The sequence below is a fragment of the Thermomonas alba genome (genome assembly GCF_022419205.1).
Classification (GTDB): domain Bacteria; phylum Pseudomonadota; class Gammaproteobacteria; order Xanthomonadales; family Xanthomonadaceae; genus Thermomonas; species Thermomonas alba.
On the sequence record NZ_JAJOZU010000004.1, the window covers coordinates 208,924 to 224,702 of the forward strand.

The 15,779-nt window shown below is 67.7% G+C and carries 16 protein-coding genes, 1 pseudogene and 1 riboswitch; of the genes and pseudogenes, 11 read left to right on the top strand and 6 right to left on the bottom strand.

What is annotated here, in order from left to right:
- Positions 1-64 precede the first annotated feature (64 nt).
- Positions 65-1,168 carry a helix-turn-helix domain-containing protein gene (locus ML342_RS07900; RefSeq protein ID WP_240126499.1) on the bottom strand — a complete coding sequence of 368 codons (1,104 nt, stop codon included), beginning with the start codon at positions 1,166-1,168 and terminating at the stop codon, positions 65-67.
- Positions 1,161-1,505: a type II toxin-antitoxin system RelE/ParE family toxin gene (locus tag ML342_RS07905; protein WP_240126500.1), complete on the bottom strand. Its 345-nt coding sequence runs from the start codon at positions 1,503-1,505 to the stop codon at positions 1,161-1,163. Before ML342_RS07905 ends, ML342_RS07900 begins: the two co-directional genes overlap by 8 nt.
- A gap of 153 nt (positions 1,506-1,658) precedes the next feature.
- A riboswitch (S-adenosyl-L-homocysteine riboswitch) is annotated at positions 1,659-1,737 on the top strand.
- A gap of 51 nt (positions 1,738-1,788) precedes the next feature.
- Between ML342_RS07905 and ahcY the strand changes: the two genes are divergently transcribed.
- Complete coding sequence (gene ahcY / locus ML342_RS07910) at positions 1,789-3,234, top strand: adenosylhomocysteinase (RefSeq protein WP_240126501.1); 1,446 nt, start codon at positions 1,789-1,791, stop codon at positions 3,232-3,234.
- Positions 3,235-3,396: 162 nt separating this feature from the next.
- A complete protein-coding gene (gene metF, locus ML342_RS07915; protein ID WP_240126502.1) occupies positions 3,397-4,221 on the top strand; it encodes a methylenetetrahydrofolate reductase [NAD(P)H] in 825 nt (274 codons plus the stop codon).
- A gap of 252 nt (positions 4,222-4,473) precedes the next feature.
- On the opposite strand, the gene ML342_RS07920 is transcribed toward metF, so the two are convergent.
- The 3 genes and pseudogenes from ML342_RS07920 to ML342_RS07935 form a co-directional block, all read right to left on the bottom strand.
- On the bottom strand, positions 4,474-5,319 hold the full coding sequence (locus ML342_RS07920; RefSeq protein WP_240126503.1) for a sulfurtransferase: 846 nt from the start codon (positions 5,317-5,319) through the stop codon (positions 4,474-4,476).
- Positions 5,319-6,151: pseudogene (locus tag ML342_RS07925) on the bottom strand (CoA pyrophosphatase). Before ML342_RS07925 ends, ML342_RS07920 begins: the two are co-directional and overlap by 1 nt.
- A 64-nt stretch (positions 6,152-6,215) precedes the next feature.
- Entirely contained in the window at positions 6,216-6,959 is a 744-nt protein-coding gene (locus ML342_RS07935; RefSeq protein ID WP_240126506.1) for an FKBP-type peptidyl-prolyl cis-trans isomerase N-terminal domain-containing protein, read from the bottom strand.
- 200 nt (positions 6,960-7,159) lie between these two features.
- On the opposite strand from ML342_RS07935, the gene ML342_RS07940 reads away from it, so the two are divergent.
- Genes ML342_RS07940 through nth form a run of 3 tightly spaced genes read left to right on the top strand, consistent with a single transcriptional unit; the run spans position 7,160 to position 9,014 of the window.
- Positions 7,160-7,942: an enoyl-CoA hydratase/isomerase family protein gene (locus ML342_RS07940; protein WP_240126507.1), complete on the top strand. Its 783-nt coding sequence runs from the start codon at positions 7,160-7,162 to the stop codon at positions 7,940-7,942.
- Complete coding sequence (locus ML342_RS11985; RefSeq protein ID WP_338065000.1) at positions 7,939-8,328, top strand: hypothetical protein; 390 nt, start codon at positions 7,939-7,941, stop codon at positions 8,326-8,328. The genes ML342_RS07940 and ML342_RS11985 overlap by 4 nt, the downstream gene beginning before the upstream one ends.
- Positions 8,325-9,014, top strand: a complete 690-nt coding sequence (gene nth, locus ML342_RS07950) for an endonuclease III (RefSeq protein WP_240126508.1) — start codon at positions 8,325-8,327, stop codon at positions 9,012-9,014. The genes ML342_RS11985 and nth overlap by 4 nt, the downstream gene beginning before the upstream one ends.
- An 84-nt stretch (positions 9,015-9,098) precedes the next feature.
- Here the strand turns inward: nth and ML342_RS07955 are convergent, their stop codons facing one another.
- Positions 9,099-10,304, bottom strand: coding sequence for a porin (locus tag ML342_RS07955; RefSeq protein ID WP_240126509.1), 1,206 nt, complete (start codon positions 10,302-10,304; stop codon positions 9,099-9,101).
- A gap of 282 nt (positions 10,305-10,586) precedes the next feature.
- Between ML342_RS07955 and pstS the strand changes: the two genes are divergently transcribed.
- The 6 genes from pstS (at position 10,587) to ML342_RS07985 (ending at position 15,774) form a co-directional block, all read left to right on the top strand.
- Complete coding sequence (gene pstS / locus ML342_RS07960; protein WP_439655183.1) at positions 10,587-11,609, top strand: phosphate ABC transporter substrate-binding protein PstS; 1,023 nt, start codon at positions 10,587-10,589, stop codon at positions 11,607-11,609.
- A gap of 201 nt (positions 11,610-11,810) precedes the next feature.
- Positions 11,811-12,779, top strand: coding sequence for a phosphate ABC transporter permease subunit PstC (gene pstC, locus ML342_RS07965; RefSeq protein WP_240126510.1), 969 nt, complete (start codon positions 11,811-11,813; stop codon positions 12,777-12,779).
- Positions 12,779-13,633 (top strand): phosphate ABC transporter permease PstA, encoded by an 855-nt coding sequence (pstA, locus tag ML342_RS07970; protein ID WP_240126511.1) that lies wholly within the window; start codon positions 12,779-12,781, stop codon positions 13,631-13,633. The genes pstC and pstA overlap by 1 nt, the downstream gene beginning before the upstream one ends.
- A complete protein-coding gene (pstB, locus tag ML342_RS07975; RefSeq protein WP_240126512.1) occupies positions 13,626-14,459 on the top strand; it encodes a phosphate ABC transporter ATP-binding protein PstB in 834 nt (277 codons plus the stop codon). The genes pstA and pstB overlap by 8 nt, the downstream gene beginning before the upstream one ends.
- A gap of 62 nt (positions 14,460-14,521) precedes the next feature.
- Positions 14,522-15,226 (top strand): phosphate signaling complex protein PhoU, encoded by a 705-nt coding sequence (gene phoU, locus ML342_RS07980; RefSeq protein ID WP_240126513.1) that lies wholly within the window; start codon positions 14,522-14,524, stop codon positions 15,224-15,226.
- 92 nt (positions 15,227-15,318) lie between these two features.
- Positions 15,319-15,774, top strand: coding sequence for an HvfA family oxazolone/thioamide-modified RiPP metallophore (locus ML342_RS07985; RefSeq protein WP_240126514.1), 456 nt, complete (start codon positions 15,319-15,321; stop codon positions 15,772-15,774).
- The last annotated feature ends 5 nt before the right edge of the window (positions 15,775-15,779 follow it).

Sequence of the window (15,779 nt, forward strand, 5' to 3'; positions counted from 1 at the left end):
TGTCCGGTCCATAGGCAGCAGGCGGGCGCGCGACGAAAGCCGCGCACCGCCGGAACGAAGGGAATCATGCGGCGCGCACCTCATGCGCCCAGCGGAAGCTGGTCTTGAGCTTGCTGAGGGCACTGTTGAACGGGACCACCCGACGGTGCTGCAACTGGCCGACGACGATGCCCGCGCTCACTCCCTGGGCGACGGCGAACGCTTCGACCGCGCGGCGGCTGAAATCACCGGCGGCGATGAATGCGGTCATGGCCGAAGGTGCGATGAGCTGGCGGCCGGCGAACTCGTCGGCTTCGCGCTCGGCGTCGCTGGCGTCATGACCGTTGGCGAAGTCAATGAACTGCTCGCGCTTGCCGTGCAGCAGCACGTGGCCGAACTCGTGGAACAGGGTAAACCACAGCTGGTCGTCGGTCTTGTAGCGCAGGCTCAGCTGCACCAGCACCTTGTCCTTGGTGAGCCAGCGCGTGGCACCGCAGACGCGGGCGCCGTCGGGCGCGGGCAGGAAGACCAGCGCGACGCCCAGCCGCGCGCAGCGCGCCATCAGCGGTTCGACGAAGTCCGTGCCACGCAGCCGCGACAGCGCCTTGAGCTCCGGCAGGGCGGCCCGCAGCGCACCGGCATCGAACGGCTGGCAGACGCGCTGCTCGGCCTCGCGCTCGCCCTGCGCCAGCCATGCCAGCAGCGCCCACTCGTGCGACTGGAATGCCGCCGACTTGCGGTAGGCTGCCTGCAGCCGCCCCCAGACCTCGGGAAGATAATCGAGCGACCCCACCCCGAAGAACGCGCGCAGTGCGCGAACCAGTTCGATGCCGCGCAGCCGCTGGGGGATCCAGCCGAGCCGGGCGATGGCGCGATGCGGGATCTGCTCCAGCCAGTGTAGCTCGCGCTCGAGCGCCTCCTGCTCCGCCTCGCGGGCCCGATGCTCGCGGTAGCGCGCCTCTAGCCCGAGCCACACGTGCGCGGGCAGGCCAAACACGGCTTCGAGCTTGAGTGCGGTTTCCGGGGTCACCGGCTCCTGTCCGCCCAGCAAGCGATTGACGTGCTTGACGGAAAAGCCGAGCCGCTGGGCGAGTTCCATCTGGGTCAGACCGGCAGCTTCGCGATGCTCGTCCAGCACGGCGCCGGGTGGAACGGCGTAGTTGGGCCGGTAGGCGGTTGCGCTATTCATGAGTATCGGCCACTTCGAGGATGAGAATGCGGGTCACGCGGGCCCAGTCCAGGCCTCCTTCCGGACGTTGCGGAGGCGGGGTGTGATCCGGGCAGAAAAGCAAGCGGTAGGGATGGTCGAGGTCAAGGGATAGCTGCCCGGCACGATCGCCGGTGAGCTCATGGCAGCGCATGGGGCCACGATAGGGCGGCCACAGATCGGCCAATGAGGTCGCCGCCGCCAGGACGGCGAGCCGGTTGGCCAGCAGCTTCGCACGGCGCTCGCCGTGCCGGCGCTGCAAAAGGCGCATGTCGTTGCATTCCTTCTCCAGCTTGCCGTGCGCAAAACGGAGTTCCATCCCATCCACATTTCTTTTAACCATCAAGGTTACGCTGACATGCACGTGATGTCCAGCCTTCGGGTGCCGGCTTGAACACCCCCGGAGCTTGGCCCGCACGGCCCGGGCTGCCGGCGACCCGTGTCCAGGCCAAAGCAGTAGAATGTGCTGCTGCCCGCCGAGGGGCGCTGCGACCGTGGAGACACGGCCAGGCTCGGCGGAGGTTCTCCCGTGACAACGGCGCCCGGTACCCCACCCCACCCTTCCCCGCAAGCGGGGGAGGGTGTCATGACCGGAGCAACCCATGAACGCACAGATCAAGCCCCACTCCATCACTGCCGACTACAAGGTCGCCGACCTCTCCCTGGCCGACTGGGGCCGCAAGGAAATCGAGATCGCCGAGCACGAGATGCCCGGCCTGATGTCGATCCGCCGCAAGTACGCGCCGCAGGCCCCGCTCAAGGGTGTGCGCGTGACCGGCTCGCTGCACATGACCATCCAGACCGCGGTGCTGATCGAGACGCTCAAGGATCTCGGCGCCAACGTGCGCTGGGCGTCCTGCAACATCTTCAGCACCCAGGACCACGCTGCCGCCGCGATCGCCGCCTCCGGCATCCCGGTGTTCGCCTGGAAGGGCGAGACCCTGGAGGAATACTGGGACTGCACCCTGGCCGCGCTGACCTTCACCCTGCCCGACGGCACCCTGACCGGCCCGCAGCTGGTGGTGGACGACGGCGGTGACGTCACCCTGCTGATCCACAAGGGCTACGAGCTGGAACAGGGCGACGATGCCTGGGTCAACTCGCCCTCCGGCAGCCACGAGGAGCAGGTGATCAAGGACCTGCTCAAGCGCGTCGCCCGCGAACGCCCCGGCTTCTGGACCCGCGTGGTCAAGGACTGGAAGGGCGTCTCCGAGGAGACCACCACCGGCGTGCACCGCCTCTACCAGCTGGCCGAGAAAGGCAAGCTGCTGGTGCCGGCGATCAACGTCAACGACTCGGTCACCAAGAGCAAGTTCGACAACCTGTACGGCTGCCGCGAGTCGTTGGCCGATGGCCTGAAGCGCGCGATGGACGTGATGCTGGCGGGCAAGGTCGCGGTGGTGTGCGGCTACGGCGACGTCGGCAAGGGCTCGGCGCACTCGCTGCGCGCCTACGGCTGCCGCGTGATCGTCACCGAGATCGACCCGATCTGCGCCCTGCAGGCGGCGATGGAGGGCTTCGAGGTGAAGACGGTCGAGGACACCCTCGGAACCGCCGACATCTACGTCACCACCACCGGCAACCGGGACATCATCACGCTCGAACACATGCAGGCGATGAAGGACCAGGCCATCGTTTGCAACATCGGCCACTTCGACAACGAGATCCAGGTCGATCGCCTGAACGCCAGCGCCGCGGTGAAGACCAACATCAAGCCGCAGGTGGACAAGTACACCTTCCCCGACGGCCACAGCATCTACCTGCTGGCGGAAGGCCGGCTGGTGAACCTGGGCTGCGCCACCGGCCATCCCAGCTTCGTGATGAGCAACAGCTTCTCCAACCAGACGCTGGCGCAGATCGACCTATGGGCGAACCGGGACCGCTACGAGCGCAAGGTGTACATGCTGCCCAAGAAGCTGGATGAGGAAGTGGCGCGGCTGCATCTGGAAAAGATCGGCGTGAAGCTGACGACCCTGACCCCCGAGCAGGCTGCCTATCTCGGCGTGCCGGTGGACGGGCCGTACAAGCCGGAGCACTACCGCTACTGAAGACCGGGGATGCCCGGCTGCCAGCCGCCGCGGGTGCCTCACGGCGCCCGCGCCGTTTTGCGCGTCCCGTCGCTATCCACCCGCGGCTGCAATCACCGCAGATTTCATCTCTTCATCCGGATAAACGTTATCATTGGCCCCACCCCTCTCTGGAGTGCGGCCATGCACCGCATCAGCTTCGAGTTCTACCCACCCAAGACCGACCAGCAGCGCGCCCAGTTCGACCGTACGGTGGAGCGGCTCAAGGCGTACCGGCCCGAGTTCATGTCGGTGACCTTCGGCGCCGGCGGCTCGACCCTGAGCCAGACCCCGGAGACCGTGCAGCGGCTGCGCGCGGTCCACGCGCTGGAGGGCGTGCCGCATCTGACCTGCGTCGGCGGCAGCCGCGAGGAGATCCGCGCGCTGCTGCGGCGCTACCGCACGCTGGGCTGCACCCGGATCGTGGCCCTGCGTGGCGACCTACCCTCGGGCATGGCGCGCAGCGGCGATCTGCGCCACGCCAGCGAACTGGTGCGCCTGATCCGCGAGGAGCACGGCAACCACTTCCACATCGAAGTCGCGGCCTATCCGGAAGTGCACCCGCAGGCCCCGGACGCGCAGGCGGACCTGCGCCACTTCAAGGCCAAGGTCGAGGCCGGCGCAAGCGGCGCGATCACCCAGTACTTCTACAACGCCGACGCCTATTTCCGCTTCGTCGAGGATGCGCGCAAGCTCGGCATCCACGTTCCGATCGTGCCCGGCATCATGCCGATCGCCAACTACGCCCAGCTGCGCCGCTTCTCCGAGGCCTGCGGCGCGGAGATCCCGCGCTGGATCGACCGCCGCATGCGCGCGTTCGGCGACGACGGCGCGGCGATCCGCGCGTTCGCCGCCGACGTGGTGGCCGCGCTATGCCGCCGCCTGCTCGCCGGCGGCGCGCCGGCGCTGCATTTCTATACGCTGAACCTGGTGCGGCCGGTGCTGGCGGTGCTGCAGCAGTTGCAGTGAGGGCTTCCCCTGCGCGCGCATGTCGCAGCTTGCTACTGAACCACCCCGGCTCGCCCGAAGGCTTCGTCCCTTGAGAAGATGGAGCGATGAGAAAGTGAGCGAAGTTTTCCCCTGAGGTTCCGGAGCGGGCGGTGCGCCAGGCCCGAGCAGCGACGGCACCCGCATCCATACAGGCCGTCCACGCGGCGACCCCGCGGCGCGCGCAGCGCAAGCGCCCGCCGCCGGACGACCACGCCTTGCATCCCGGCGCTTCTACGGGCCGGTCGCGACCGGACGCGCCGGGTCGGTGATCCAGCCACTCCAGGATCCGGTGAACAGCTTGGCTCCGCGCAACCCGGCGCGCTCCATCGCCAGCAGGTTGTGGCAGGCGGTGACGCCAGAACCGCACATCGACACGACGTCGGACGGGTCACGCCCGCCAAGCAGTTCGCGGAATTCGGCGGCCAGTTGCATCGCCGATTTGAACTGGCCGTTGTGCAGGTTTTGGGTATACGGCCGATTGATGGCGCCCGGCACGTGCCCAGCCACCCGGTCCAGCGGCTCCTGCTCGCCGCGGAAACGCTCTGGCGCGCGCGCATCGATCAGCAGCCCGCCGGCCGCCAGATGTGCCTCTACCGCCGGCGCGTCCAGCAGGCGCGTCATATCGAACGTTCCGGCATAGCGCGCCGGGCGCGGCGATTGCAGCGTGCTGGAAGTCGGTAGACCAAGCGCCACCCAGCGTGCCAAGCCGCCATCCAATACCGCCACTTTTTCATGCCCGAGCACGCGCAGCAGGAACCACAGGCGCGCGGCGATCGCGCCGTCGCCATCGTCGTAGGCCACCACCTGGGTGGACGGACTGATGCCCCACTGCTGCAGCCGCTGCAGGAAGGCATCGCACTCCGGCCAGGGATGGCGGCCCTCGCCCGTGCGACGCATGTCGGACAGGTCGCGCTCCAGATGCGCATACACCGCGCCCGGGATATGCGAGCGCCGCCAGGCCTGCTCGCCGGCCGTGGGATCGGCCAGGCTGAAGCGGCAGTCCACGATCACCAGATCCCCGCGGCTGAGCGCCAGCGCGAGGATGTCGGGTTGCACCAGCGTCGTCCATCCGGCCATCACATGCCTCCTCGCTCCACGTTCGCCAGCCGCTGGCGAAGATTGAACAGGATCGAGGCGGTGACGCCCCAGATCCGCTGCTGCGGATAATCGTACTGAAACACGCGGCGGGTGCGGCCACCGTATTGCAGTTCGAAGGTCTCCAGCCGGGCCGGATCCAGCAGCAGCTCCAGCGGCACCTCGAACACGTCGGCCACCTCGTCCGGCTGCGGCCGCGGGTGGAAATCGTCTGCTAGCAGCGCCAGCACCGGCTGCACCCGAAACCCGGTGATCGTCAGCAGCGGGTCGAGATAACCCAGCGGGGATGCCTGCGTCGGCTCCAGGCCGACTTCCTCGTGCGCCTCGCGCAGGGCGGTGGCCAGCGGATGAGGGTCGTCCGGATCCATGCGGCCACCGGGGAAACTGACCTGTCCGGCGTGCTGGCGCAGATGCGCGTTGCGGCGGGTCAGCAGCACAGTGGCGCCGGGCGCGCGCGGAATCACCCCCACCAACACCGCTGCCGGACGCGGCGCCAAAGGCAACGGCAGCCCGTCCAGTTCCGCCAGGTTCCATGGCGCCCCCTGCGGCGGGGCATCCAGCGGATGCAGCGCGCGTCGCAACCGGGTGAGTAGCCGCTCACCCCGCATCAATCCGACTCCCGCTGCGCGGCACGTGCCGGCAGCACCTCATCCATGAAATGCAGGCGCTGTGCCTCGCTCATGCCGGCCCAGGCGGCGATCTCCTCACCACTGCGATGGCAACCCACGCACAGCCCCTCGCCATCCAGCCGGCAGACGCCGATGCAAGGGCTCAAGATTGCTGAAAATGCAGTGTTCATGCGGTCCATGGTCATACCGTAAACGTAAAACGCCGGCGCGAGGCCGGCGCTTCACGAAACCGGATCGGGGCTCGGGCGGTTACTTCACCGCGCCGAGCTCGACCTGCAGCGCGATCGCCTGCTGCGCGAGCTGATCGTTCTGCGTGCCACCCATCTTGCCCGGCGGAATCACCACCTCATACACCGCGCCCTGCTGCATCAGCGGCAGGGTTTCCTTCAGTGCCGGGATCGGCGCATCCCCGACCTTGAACGGCGGCGGGGTCTGCACGCCACTCAGCGGCATCCCGACGGCGGCCAGGAAGCTACGGAACGCGATCTGCACCTCGCTGCTGGCGGTCGGCTTGGCGCCGGTGCCCGCCTTGGCGACGCGGTACATGATGCCGCTGGGCAGCGTGATCACGCCCTCCTGGGCCTTGTACTTGTTCACGAAGTCGGCCGACTGCGCCTGGTTGTCGGCCAGCGCCTTGCGAAACGCCTCCTCGGCCTTCTGCTGCATGCGCTGCTGGAAGCCGGCATACGCGGTGCTCAACTGCTGCTCGGTATATGCCGGCTGCTTCCTGGCATAGGCATCCTGGACGCCCCGCACCACGGTGGCGATATCGATGGGCTCACCGGTGTTGGCCAGCTCCATCCCCAGCTGCCAACCGAAGGCATAGCTGGCGTGGAACTTGTCCACCGCGGGGGCCGCCGTCGAAGTACCGGCGGGTTTGGCCGCCGGGGTCGCCGGCTTGGCCGGGGCCGCGGCCGGCTTGGTCTGCGCCGAGGCGAGGCCGGCGGTCAGGGTCAGGGCCGCCAGGCTGGCAGCGATCGCACGCAACTTCATCCACAACCTCACATGGTCAAAGCGGGCCGACGCGCGACCCAAGGGGAATCCGGCACAAGACCGGGGGGAATCGTCTTGCCGGCCAATCCGCGCCGGCATGACAAGGTAGGATACTGACCGCAGTGCTTACCTGCCACCGCAGCCCGTCAGTGTGACACGCCACGCCGGGCAAAGTTCCATTCCCCTCCGGACGATCCCCCATGACCGAGCCTCTGCTGCTGATCGACACCGCCGCCGGCATCCGCACCCTTCGCATCAACCGCCCGGACAAGCTCAATGCCCTCAATGTCGAGGTGATCGACGCGCTCGATGCCGCTTTCGCCGATGCCGCCCGCGACCCAGACGTGCGCGTGGTGGTGCTCACCGGCGCCGGCCCCAAGGCCTTCGTGGCGGGCGCCGACATCGCCGAGATGAACGCGCTCTCGCCGGTGCAGGGCCGCGATTTCTCCCTGCGCGGCAGCCGCATGATGCGCCGGATCGAAAAGCTGCCCAAACCGGTCATCGCGATGATCAACGGCTACGCGCTCGGCGGCGGGCTGGAGCTGGCGATGAGCTGCCACCTGCGGATCGCCGCGGACACCGCCAAGGTCGGCCAGCCCGAGATCAACCTCGGCCTGATCCCCGGCTTCGGTGGCAGCCAGCGCCTGCTGCGCCTGTGCGGGCGCGCCGCCACCCTCGAGCTGTGCCTGACCGGCGCGCCGATCACGGCCGAGCGCGCACAGCAGCTCGGGATCGTCAACCGGGTGGTACCCGCCGCCGAACTCGAGGCGGAAACCGGCAAGCTGGCCGCGCAACTGGCCGCGGCCGCCCCGCTGGCCCTGCGCGGCCTGCTGGATTGCGTGAACATCGGCGGCGAGTGCGGGCTGGAAGAGGGCCTGGAATACGAGTCCGCCCAGTTCGGCCTGATGTTCGCCACCCACGACATGCGCGAAGGCACCGCCGCATTCCTGGAAAAGCGCAAGCCCACCTTCACCGGCACGTGAGCGCCGCCGCAATGATGCCCGGCCCCTGCCACGACTGCCGCTGCACCGCGCCGGAGGGCGCGCAGGCGCACGCGATCCTGGATGCGCTCGCGCGCGATGATCTGGATACCGCGCTGACGCTGGGGCTGCTCGAAACCGCAGCCTGCCCGGCCTGCGCATCGGCCTGCCGGCAGCGGCTGCAGGACGCGCGCACGGCCCGCCTGCGCGCGCTGGCCGCACGCGAGCGCCATCGCGCCCGCACGGCGCGGCTACAGCGGATCGCGGCCCGGCGCGCCGCTGCGCGTGCGGCGCCACCTGCGCCTTCGTCCTCGGCACCGGCGCTGCCGCCAGCGGCCGCCGCCGCGCTGGCGCGGGCGCTGGAAAAAGCCCGCGCGCGCCGCTCATGAGCCGCCGCGCACGCCGCCAGGTGGCGCGCGGCAGCCGCCTCACCCGCGACGAAATCCGCGAACTGTTCACCCGCCTGCGCGCTTCCAACCCGCATCCCACCACCGAGCTCGAGTATTCCACCCCGTTCGAACTGCTGGTGGCGGTGGTGCTCTCCGCGCAGGCCACCGACGTGGGCGTGAACAAGGCCACCCGCCGTCTGTTCCCGGTGGCCAACACGCCGCAGGCGATCCTGGCGCTGGGCGAGGATGGCCTGAAGGGCTACATCAACACGATCGGCCTTTACAACGCCAAGGCCGCCAATATCATCGCGCTGTGCCGGCAGTTGCTGGAGCACCACGGCGGCGAGGTGCCGCGCACCCGCGAGGCGCTGGAAGCGCTCCCCGGCGTGGGCCGCAAGACCGCCAACGTGGTGCTCAACACCGCGTTCGGCCAGCCTACCATCGCGGTGGACACCCACATCTTCCGGGTTTCCAATCGCACCGGGCTGGCGCCCGGCAAGACCGTGCGCGCGGTCGAGGACAAGCTGGTGAAGCTAGTGCCGGCCGAGTTCGCGCGCGATGCCCACCACTGGCTGATCCTGCACGGCCGCTACGTGTGCAAGGCGCGCAAGCCGGACTGCCTGCACTGCCCGATCCACGACCTCTGCCGCTGGCCGGACAAGGGCCCGTCGCGCTGGGCGAACTGACGGCGCACTCCGGCATTCCTCGCAAAAAAGGCGGCGGACCGCAGCCCGCCGCCCATGCCACTTCGTCTGGCTGCTTGCCGAGGATCAGAAGCGGAACTCGCCCCACACGCCGAACTCGTCGGTCTTGAGGTCCTTGGTCAAGGCCGCGTTCTTCTGGTCGGTGTGCTTGTACACGGTGGCCAGCTTCACGCCCTTGGTGATCGGAAACTCGACGCCCAGGTTGTAGTAGGTATCGCGCAGGGTCGGGTCGAGGGTCTTGCTGAGGTCGGTGCGATCGTAGCGGCCGAACAGGTTGATGCCGTCGCCGCCGAGGCCAATGCTGCCCCAGGCCGACCAGCCGCTGGCCTTGTCGGTGGCCACGGTCAGCACGTTGTTCCAGTTCTTGGCCTGGAAGTACTCCACGCCCAGGCGGGTGGTGCCGGCGGCGTAGGCAGCCAGGAAGTTCACGCGCTCGGCGTTGTGCAGGCTCGGGGTGAGCTGGGTCTCCTTGCCCAGGGTGCCGTTGTAGAAGCCCACCGCGAGCACGGTGCTGCTGGTCGGCGCGTAGCTCAGGCGACCTTCGAAGTCCAGGCCCTTGCTGCGGCTCGGGTTCTTGTAGCCATTGCCGTTCAGGGCGGCCACCGCGTACTCCATCGCGCCGCCGGCGACCTTGCCGCTGGCGTGCAAGCCCCAGTCGGCCGAGGTGCCGAACTTCAGACGGTCGATGAGGGTGTTCTCGACGTAGCGCATGCCGTACCAGCTCTCCGCGAACGGCACCCACGGCAGGTCGGCGCTACCCGCGCGCAGCACGAACGCGTCGCTGAGCTTGTACTGCACGTAGGCCTTCTTCAGATAGACCTCGGTGGAAGCGATCGCCGAGGAGTACTGGAAGTCGGTGGTCAGGTTCATCGACCACTGGTCGTTGAACTTGTGGTCCACGCCCAGATAGAAGCGCTTGATATCGAACGCGAAGCCCGACTTGTTGGTCTTCACGCCATGATTTCGATCGTCGATGTTGGTCAGGTCGTAGTACAGGCGGCCGCTGATGCTGGTGTCGTTCACCAGCTTGGCGAGCTTGTCCACCTTGCCCTTGGTGGCCTCGGCGTCCTCGATCGCCTTGGCCTGGGTGATGTTCACATCGGACTGCGCATCGGCCTGTGCCTGCAGCGCCTCGACCTGCGCCTGCAACGCGGCGATCTGCGCCTTCAACTCGGCGATGTCCTGGGCGCTGGGCGCGCTCTGCGCGGCGGCGTTGAAACTGGTGCTGGCGATGGCCAAAGCGACGGCGGCGGCCAGATGGGTGGGACGCATGACGGACTCCAGATTTGGGGAAAGAAGAAGTAAAGCGTTGAATCGCGGGACTGGGCGCGCGCGGCGGAGGAACTCACCGCCAGCTTGCCGCCGCTCATTTTGACGGCCGATTCATTGCAGATTTATGTCGGACTCACGCTTTTTTCACGTCGCCGGCACTCCAGCGTCGTCACCGGCTGTCATGCAGGCGTCACATTGATGCCGCACGCTTGTCACCGCCACGCCGTCCAATGGCGGCGCGCGGCGCTGCCGCCGAAATCCTCGACCCTTCAGGAGTGTCCCGTGTTCAAGCTCACCAAATCCCGTGCCGCCCTGCTCGCGCTGGCCGCCGGCCTGACTGCGAATGCTGCCGCCGCCGACATCACCGGCGCCGGCTCGACCTTCGTCTATCCGATCCTGTCCAAGTGGTCGGCCGATTACAACGCCAAGACCGGCAACAAGATCAACTACCAGTCGATCGGTTCCGGCGGCGGCATCGCCCAGATCAAGGCCGCGACCGTGGATTTCGGCGCCTCCGACAAGCCGCTCTCGGCCGAAGAGCTGAAGCAGGCCGGCCTGGCGCAGTTCCCGCTGGTGATCGGCGGCATCGTGCCGGTGGTGAACGTGCCGGGCGTGGCCCCGGGTGCGATGAAGATCGACGGCACGCTGCTGGCCGACATCTACCTGGGCAAGATCACCAAGTGGAACGACCCGCGCATCGCCGCGCTGAATCCGGGCCTGAAGCTGCCGGACATGAAGATCACCGTGGTGCACCGCTCCGACGGCTCGGGCACCACCTTCAACTTCACCAACTACCTGTCCAAGGTCAGCCCGGAGTGGAAGCAGAAGGTCGGTGAGGGCACCTCGGTGGCGTGGCCGGTCGGCGTCGGCGGCAAGGGCAACGAAGGCGTGGCGGCTTATACCCGCCAGATCCGCGGCGGTATCGGCTACGTGGAATATGCCTATGCCCTGCAGAACAAGCTGACGTATGCACTGATGAAGAATGCCGCCGGCAACTTCGTGCGTCCCAGCGACGAGACCTTCCAGGCCGCCGCGGCCAGCGCCAACTGGGGAGCCGTCAAGGATTTCAACCTGATCATGACCAATGCCCCGGGTGCCAACGCCTGGCCGATCACGGCCACGACCTGGGCGATCATGTACAAGAAGCCCAAGGATGCCGCGCGCACCCGTCAGGCGCTGGCCTTCTTCAAGTGGGCGCTGGAAAACGGCCAGCCGCAGGCCGCGGCGCTGGACTACGTGCCGCTGCCCGCCTCGCTGGTGCAGCAGATCGAGACCTACTGGGCGCAGAACATCGCCAGCAAGTAATCCCTGCAGCAGGCTGTAGCCAGGCGGGCCCCTCGGGCCCGCCTTTTTTCATTTCGATCCATGTCACGAAGCTGTCATAAAACCATCGTTTCATACCCACTCTGCACCGATCTTCCCGACACCTCCGCACACGCCCAACCCCGTCTGCCGGGTGAGGCACGCACGCGTGCCCACGCCCCCAGCAGAGCCCAAGTCACTGCGATGAACGCCACATCCGACAGTCTCGATCTGACGCCGCGCGAACGCGCCGACCTGCGCACCGACACCCGTTTCCGCTGGCTGGTGACCACCGCCGGCATGCTGGTGTTGATCAGCCTGGTCGCCGCCGCGCTGTCGATGCTGTGGGGCGGGCGCCTGGCCTTCCACAAGTTCGGTCTGGCCTTCCTCTGGACAGATCAATGGGATGCGGTACAGCAACAGTTCGGCGCCCTGGTGCCGATCTACGGCACCGTGGTCACCGCCGCCATCGCCATGCTGATCGCCGTGCCGGTCAGTTTCGGCATCGCCTTCTTCCTGACCGAAATCGCCCCGCGCTGGCTGCGCGCGCCGATCGGCGCAGCGGTGGAACTGCTGGCGGGCATTCCCTCGATCATCTATGGCATGTGGGGCCTGTTCGTGCTGGCCCCGCTGCTGGGCGAACACGTGTTCCCGTGGGTGGATGAACACCTCGGCCAGCTGCCCGGCATCGGTGTGCTGTTCAGCGGTCCGCCGCTGGGGCTGGGCATGGGCACCGCGGGGCTGGTGCTGGCCATCATGGTGATCCCCTTCGTCTCCTCGGTGATGCGCGAGGTGTTCCTCACCGTGCCGGGGCCGCTCAAGGAATCCGCCTACGCGCTCGGCGCGACCCGCTGGGAAGTGGTCTGGGACGTGGTGCTGCCCTACACCCGCTCGGCGGTGATCGGCGGCATCTTCCTCGGCCTCGGGCGCGCGCTGGGCGAGACGATGGCGGTGACCTTCGTGCTCGGCAACGCGCATGCGCTCACTTACTCACTGCTGGAGCCGGGCAACTCGATCGCCGCCACCATCGCCAACGAGTTCACCGAAGCCGATTCCAAGATGTACCTGTCCGCGCTGATCGCGCTCGGCTTCGTGCTGTTCATGCTGACCTTCGTTGTACTCACGCTGGCACGCCTGATGCTGCGACGACTCAACCGCCAGGAGGGCCGCTGATGTTTCCGTCCCTGCACGGCTGGCGCGCGTTCAAGAACATCCTCGCCCAGCTTCTCGCGACGCTCGCCACCCTGTTCGGCCTGTTCTGGCTGATCTGGATCATGTGGACCACGCTGCGCACGGGCATCAGCGCAATCAGCCCGGCGCTGTTCACCCAGATGACGCCCCCGCCCGGCGAGGAGGGCGGCGGCCTGCTCAACGCCTTCTTCGGCAGCGCCGTAATCAGCCTGATGGGCATCGCCATCGGCGCGCCGATCGGCGTCCTGGCCGGCACCTACCTGGCCGAATACGCCAACCGCCACTGGCTGGGCGAGGCCGTGCGTTTCATCAACGACATTTTGCTATCGGCGCCTTCGATCGTGCTTGGCCTGTTCGTGTACACCCTGGTGGTGGCGCAGATGGGCCACTTCTCGGCGCTGGCGGGCGGCATCGCCCTGGCCTTCATCGTGCTGCCGGTAGTGGTGCGCACCACCGACGAGATGCTGCGCCTGGTGCCGGTGCAGATGCGCGAGGCCGCGCTGTCGCTGGGTGTGCCGCAGTGGAAGATGATCCTGCAGGTGCTCTACCGCAGCGCTCTGCCCGGGATCGTCACCGGCATCCTGCTGGCGCTGGCGCGCATCAGCGGCGAAACCGCCCCGCTGCTGTTCACCGCGCTCAACAATCAGTACTGGACCACCGACCTACTGGCACCGATGGCCAACGTGCCGGTGGTGATCTTCCAGTTCGCCATGAGCCCCTACGACGGCTGGCACGCGCTGGCCTGGGCCGGCGCCTTCATCCTCACCCTGTTCGTGCTGGCGATCAGCCTGATCGCGCGGGCGATCGTGCTGCGCAACAAAATGACCCATGACTGACCTGCGGACCATTCCAATGCCCTCCACGCACGCCACGGCCATGCCCGCCGAGCACACCGCCGCCGCAGCGCCTCCGCCTAAGATCGCCGCGCGCGGCCTGAACTTCTGGTACGACAAGTTCCACGCGGTCAAGAACATCAATCTCGACGTGCCGGAGAAGCACGTCACCGCGCTGATTGGCCCGTCCGGCTGCGGCAAATCCACCCTGCTGCGCGTGTTCAACCGCATCTACGCGCTTTATCCCAAGCTGCGCGCCGAAGGCGAGGTGCTGCTGGACGGCGACAACGTGCTCGATCCGAAGTACCCGATCAACCGCCTGCGTAGCAAGGTCGGCATGGTGTTCCAGAAGCCGGTGCCGTTCCCGATGACGATCTACGAGAACGTGGCCTACGCCATCCGCCATCATGAGCGACTGTCACGCTCGGAGCTGGACGACCGGGTAGAACAGGCGCTGCGCCAGGCCGCGCTGTGGGACGAAGTGAAGGACAAGCTGAAGGCCAGCGGCCTGAGCCTGTCCGGCGGCCAGCAGCAACGCCTGTGCATCGCGCGCGCGGTTGCCCTGCGCCCGGAGGTGCTGCTGCTGGACGAGCCGACCTCGGCGCTGGACCCGATCTCCACCAGCCGCATCGAACAGCTGGTGGAAGAGCTCAAGCAGAGCTTCACCATCATGATCGTCACCCACAACATGCAGCAGGCGGCGCGCGTGTCGGATTACACCGCCTTCATGTATCTCGGGGATCTGGTCGAATACGGCCCGACCGCGCAGATTTTCTCGACCCCTGCCAAGCAGCAGACCGAGGACTACATCACCGGCCGCTTCGGCTGAGCACGCTTGACCCATACCCCGACGACGATGCGCCCCTCCACCAGCGGGCCAGGAGCACACCCATGAACGAACAAGGCAGCCATATCGTCCGTAGCTACGACAAAGAGCAGGCCGCCCTGCTCGATGAGCTGATCCGGATGGGCAACATGGCGGTCGCCCAGCTGGAAGCGGCGCTGGACGTGGTCGAACGCCGCGATGGCAATGCCGCCGAGCGCGTGATCGCCAACGACGAGGCGATCGACGCGCTGGAGCATCAGGTCAACCACGACGTGATCCACCTGATCCGACGCGGCCCGCTCGCGTCCGACCTGCGCATCATCCTCGCCGCGCTGCGCGTGGCCTCCGACATCGAGCGGATCGGCGACTACGCCGCCAACATCGCCAAGCGCTCGCTGGCGCTGAATCTGGCCCCGCCACTGCCGCACACGCGCGGCCTGACCGCGCTCGGCAAGCTGGCGGTGCAGCAGGCGCGCGACGTGCTGGAGGCCTACCGTCAGCGCGATGAGGACGCCGCGCTGCGGGTGCGTCAGCGCGATGCGGAACTGGACACCCTCTACACCGGGCTGTTCCGCGAGCTTTTGACCTACATGATGGAAGACCCGCGCGCGATCACCCCGTGCACCCACCTGCTGTTCATGGCCAAGAACCTGGAGCGGGTCGGCGATCACGCCACCAACATCGCCGAGAACATCTGGTTCCTGCGCCACGGCGAGGCGCCGCTGCCAGAGCGTGAGAAGCGCGATGAGAGCAACACCGTCGCGCCGTGACCGTGCGCGGCGCGCCCCTGCACTGGCGCCGCGGCCGCCAGCAGCGCTAGGATCGGAAGCCTGTCGATCCCGTGCCTCATCAGGAGCCTGCCATGTCCCAGATCCATAAACCGCTGTCGGTGCTGCTCGGCGCCGCCGTTGCCACCGGCACCCTCGCCGCCGGTTCCCTGTTCTCGATGGACGCGATGGCGCATGGCTACATGCAGGACGCCGGCAAGTCCGCCGCCGGCAAGGCCGGGGAAGGCAAGTGCGGCGGCGAGGGCAAGTGTGGCGCCGGCAAGATGGCGGCCGCCAAGGCCGACCACGAGGGCGGCTGCGGCATGGCCAAGATGGACACCGACAAGGACGGCCGCATCTCGCGCGCCGAGTTCAATGCCACGCACAAAGGCCAGGACGCGATGTTCGCCAAGATCGACACCAACGGCGACGGCTTCATTAGCCAGGCCGAGATGGACGCCCATCATGCCGCCATGCAGAAAGACGCCAGGCCCGCGGCCAAGGCCGCCAGCGAGGGCAAGTGCGGCGAAGGCAAATGCGGCAGCATGTGAGCCGG

Excerpts from the sequence above, each read along its gene's own strand:
- ML342_RS07900 (WP_240126499.1), bottom strand. The coding sequence starts at position 1,168 with ATGAATAGCGCAACCGCCTACCGGCCCAACTACGCCGTTCCACCCGGC.
- ML342_RS07905 (WP_240126500.1), bottom strand. The coding sequence starts at position 1,505 with ATGGAACTCCGTTTTGCGCACGGCAAGCTGGAGAAGGAATGCAACGAC.
- ahcY (WP_240126501.1), top strand. The coding sequence starts at position 1,789 with ATGAACGCACAGATCAAGCCCCACTCCATCACTGCCGACTACAAGGTC.
- metF (WP_240126502.1), top strand. The coding sequence starts at position 3,397 with ATGCACCGCATCAGCTTCGAGTTCTACCCACCCAAGACCGACCAGCAG.
- ML342_RS07920 (WP_240126503.1), bottom strand. The coding sequence starts at position 5,319 with ATGGCCGGATGGACGACGCTGGTGCAACCCGACATCCTCGCGCTGGCG.
- ML342_RS07935 (WP_240126506.1), bottom strand. The coding sequence starts at position 6,959 with ATGAAGTTGCGTGCGATCGCTGCCAGCCTGGCGGCCCTGACCCTGACC.
- ML342_RS07940 (WP_240126507.1), top strand. The coding sequence starts at position 7,160 with ATGACCGAGCCTCTGCTGCTGATCGACACCGCCGCCGGCATCCGCACC.
- nth (WP_240126508.1), top strand. The coding sequence starts at position 8,325 with ATGAGCCGCCGCGCACGCCGCCAGGTGGCGCGCGGCAGCCGCCTCACC.
- ML342_RS07955 (WP_240126509.1), bottom strand. The coding sequence starts at position 10,304 with ATGCGTCCCACCCATCTGGCCGCCGCCGTCGCTTTGGCCATCGCCAGC.
- pstC (WP_240126510.1), top strand. The coding sequence starts at position 11,811 with ATGAACGCCACATCCGACAGTCTCGATCTGACGCCGCGCGAACGCGCC.
- pstA (WP_240126511.1), top strand. The coding sequence starts at position 12,779 with ATGTTTCCGTCCCTGCACGGCTGGCGCGCGTTCAAGAACATCCTCGCC.
- pstB (WP_240126512.1), top strand. The coding sequence starts at position 13,626 with ATGACTGACCTGCGGACCATTCCAATGCCCTCCACGCACGCCACGGCC.
- phoU (WP_240126513.1), top strand. The coding sequence starts at position 14,522 with ATGAACGAACAAGGCAGCCATATCGTCCGTAGCTACGACAAAGAGCAG.
- ML342_RS07985 (WP_240126514.1), top strand. The coding sequence starts at position 15,319 with ATGTCCCAGATCCATAAACCGCTGTCGGTGCTGCTCGGCGCCGCCGTT.